Origin of the sequence: Thermogladius sp. (genome assembly GCF_049970955.1) — an archaeon.
Classification (GTDB): Archaea; Thermoproteota; Thermoprotei_A; order Sulfolobales; family Desulfurococcaceae; genus Thermogladius.
Window position 1 is genome coordinate 1 of record NZ_JBMFLY010000099.1, and the last position, 2,549, is coordinate 2,549.

Below are 2,549 nucleotides of genomic sequence, written 5' to 3' on the forward strand. Positions count from 1 at the left end.
TAGCAGCGTCGAGTTGAGGACCGGCAGGTCCAGCTCCCTCACGTCCACGGTCCCGTTCGGGTACTCCAGTAAGAGGTACTTGAGGGTGAAGGGCCTGAGGGGCGTGACGTTCAGGTAGAGGGTGTCCCCGGACAGGGCGAGCGTCATAAGGGGCGGGCTCGAGGCCTCCCCCAGCGCGTCCCCCGCTCTACTGGCGGCGTAGTCGAAGGCGTTCGAGAACTCCCACAGCTTACCGGCTACCGCCAGGCCCACGACCACCATCGCTATGAGGGCGAGGTAGAGGCCCACCACTGTGCTGACCGCTCTCAAGGCGACGCCACCAGGGCCCCCCTACTCGTCTCGAGCACGAGCCTCCCGTCGCTGCTGGGGGCCCTCACGAGCGCCCCGTCCACCAGCCTGTCCACGAGTGTCCACGACCCGTTGACGTAGGCCTCGACCCCGCTCTTCAGCGCGACGGGGCATCCCTGGTAGTAGGCGTACACGTAGCCTCCGCTGTATGCCACGTAGGCGAGCCTCCCGCACTGGTACTCCACCCCGCTGAGAGCCCCCTCGGCGTTGATGACCGAGGCCAGCACGAGCCCGAAGCCCGCGAGCGTAGCGAGGAGGGCTAGAGAGGCGGCGACGAACTCCTCCACTGGACCACCCTACCCTAAGGCCGGCTGTTGAGGGGGCCGGTGGGGCGAAAGTAAGGGGGCCCCCGCTTCCAGTGAAAGCTTTTTATCTCGCCGCCTCCATCAAGGTGTCTTGCCTGGTGTCCTACCTCATGACACTTGTGGCGGAGGGCCTTCTGAAGAGGGCGGTCGAGGGCCTCAGTAGGGAGGTCGAGTATAGGGCTAGAGAGGTTGTGGCGAGGGTGCTGCTGCCGGAGAGGGTGGACGGCTCCGTGGTCGAGAAGTACTTCAGGAAGGCCCTCCGCCACGGAGCCTGGAGGAGGCTGCCGGCGGCTAGCCGGGGCCTCCTGCTAGCCCTGAGGAGGTGGGGGGTGGTCAAGTCCCCCACTCTCAGGGCGGTCCTGAGGGAGGTCTTCCTCGAGATAGAGCTCTACACGCTCAGGGGTAGGGCCCTCTTCTACGGGGCCATAGTCGCCCTGGCCGAGGGCTGGGGCAGGCTGGGGGAGCTGGTGTCCAAGGCCTCGAGGCTGCTCACCCTGGGCATATTCTACCTCAACCTCCCCACCGTCTACAGGTTCTACGGGTAGGGGTATGAGGTTCGCCTCGCCCGTAGTCAAGACAGGCAGGGGGCTGCTCCTGTCCCCGCACTTCGGGAGAGCGAGGCACTTCGCGGTGGTGGAGGTCGGCGAGGGGGGCTACAGGGTGGTCGAGGTCTTCGAGAACCCGGGGCTGGGGAGGGAGGGGTACGGGAGGGCTAGGGCCATAGTCGAGGAGCTGGCGAGGAGGGGCGTCGACGCGGTCGTAGTCAGCGAGGTGGGCCCCGGCGCGTTCAGCCTCCTGAGGGAGAGGGGCTTCAGGGTGCTAGCCCCGAGGCGGGCAACCGGCAGGCTGCCGTCGATCGAGGAGGTGGCAGAGGCAGTGAGGCGGGGGGAGGTGGTGGAGCTGGAGGCCCCCAACGAGGAGCACGGGGAGGACGCTGAGGGAGGCGGGGGCGAAGGGTAGCCCTCGGGAGTCCATGGGGCTGGTGGACGCCCTCGGCGCGGCGGGCCTGGCCCTCTCCCTGGCCCACTTCGCCTTCCCCCTGGCCTACTACGCCTACCTGAAGGCGAGGTGGCTCGGCCGCCCCTGGGACCTGAGGCTCGACCCGGGCTACAGGCCCCGGGTGACGGTGATCGTCCCGACGTACATGGAGAGGGAGCTGATAGAGGGCAAGCTGGAGAACGTCTACGAGCAGGACTACCCGAGGGAGCTGCTGGAGGTGCTGGTGGTCGACGGCGCTAGCGGCGACGGGACTGCGGAGGCGGCTAGGGAGTGGGCTGGGAGGCACGGGGACCTGAGGGTGGAGGTGGTGGTCGAGCCCGCCAGGAGGGGGAAGGCCGCCGCCCTCAACGAGGCTCTGAGGCGGGCGAGGGGCGAGGTCGTGGTGGTGACGGACGCGGACTCCCTCTGGCCGAGGAGCGCTCTGAGCGAGGCCGTGAAGTGGCTGTCGGACGAGAGGGTGGCCGCGGTTTCCTGCCTCAAGGTGCCGGGGGGCGGGGCCGTGCCGGGGGTGGAGGAGGCCTACAGGGGCTTCTACAACACCGTCAGGCTCGCGGAGAGCAAGGCCTGGTCAACCCCCGTCTTCCACGGGGAGCTGGCGGCGTTCAAGAGGGGGTTCCTCGAGGAGATCGGCGGGTTCCCCACGGACGTCGGCGCGGACGACAGCTACACGGCGGTAGCGGCCGCCCTCATGGGGCTGAGGGCTATAACGCCCGAGGGCCTCACCTGCGTGGAGTACGTCCCGGGGAGGGGCTACGCGGCCTGGAGGACCAGGAGGGCCCAGCACCTGGTGCAGAGCTTCGCCAAGGCGTTGAGGCGGCTGAGGGGCTCGAGGGCCCCGCGGCGCTTCAAGGCGGTGCTCCTAGCGGAGGCCTACCTCCACCTGGTGAACCCCTGGCT

The 2,549-nt window shown here is 68.7% G+C and carries 5 protein-coding genes; 3 read left to right on the plus strand and 2 right to left on the minus strand.

The features are described 5' to 3' along the window. Both ACP5VX_RS06945 and ACP5VX_RS06950 read right to left on the minus strand, forming a co-directional pair. Positions 1–309, minus strand: a 309-nt coding sequence (locus tag ACP5VX_RS06945; RefSeq protein ID WP_428725153.1) for a hypothetical protein, incomplete at its 3' end; no start/stop codon positions are given. After that, positions 306–635: a hypothetical protein gene (locus ACP5VX_RS06950; protein WP_042666877.1), complete on the minus strand. Its 330-nt coding sequence runs from the start codon at positions 633–635 to the stop codon at positions 306–308. The genes ACP5VX_RS06950 and ACP5VX_RS06945, both read right to left, overlap by 4 nt. A 104-nt stretch (positions 636–739) precedes the next feature. On the opposite strand from ACP5VX_RS06950, the gene ACP5VX_RS06955 reads away from it, so the two are divergent. From ACP5VX_RS06955 to ACP5VX_RS06965, 3 genes are all read left to right on the plus strand, one after another. Next, positions 740–1,198, plus strand: a complete 459-nt coding sequence (locus ACP5VX_RS06955; RefSeq protein ID WP_428725154.1) for a hypothetical protein — start codon at positions 740–742, stop codon at positions 1,196–1,198. Between the two features lie 4 nt (positions 1,199–1,202). Beyond that, positions 1,203–1,613: a NifB/NifX family molybdenum-iron cluster-binding protein gene (locus tag ACP5VX_RS06960; RefSeq protein ID WP_051400971.1), complete on the plus strand. Its 411-nt coding sequence runs from the start codon at positions 1,203–1,205 to the stop codon at positions 1,611–1,613. A gap of 13 nt (positions 1,614–1,626) precedes the next feature. Beyond that, positions 1,627–2,549: glycosyltransferase (locus tag ACP5VX_RS06965; RefSeq protein WP_428725155.1), on the plus strand; the 923-nt coding region annotated here is incomplete at its 3' end.

Excerpts from the sequence above, each read along its gene's own strand:
- ACP5VX_RS06960 (WP_051400971.1), top strand. The coding sequence starts at position 1,203 with ATGAGGTTCGCCTCGCCCGTAGTCAAGACAGGCAGGGGGCTGCTCCTG.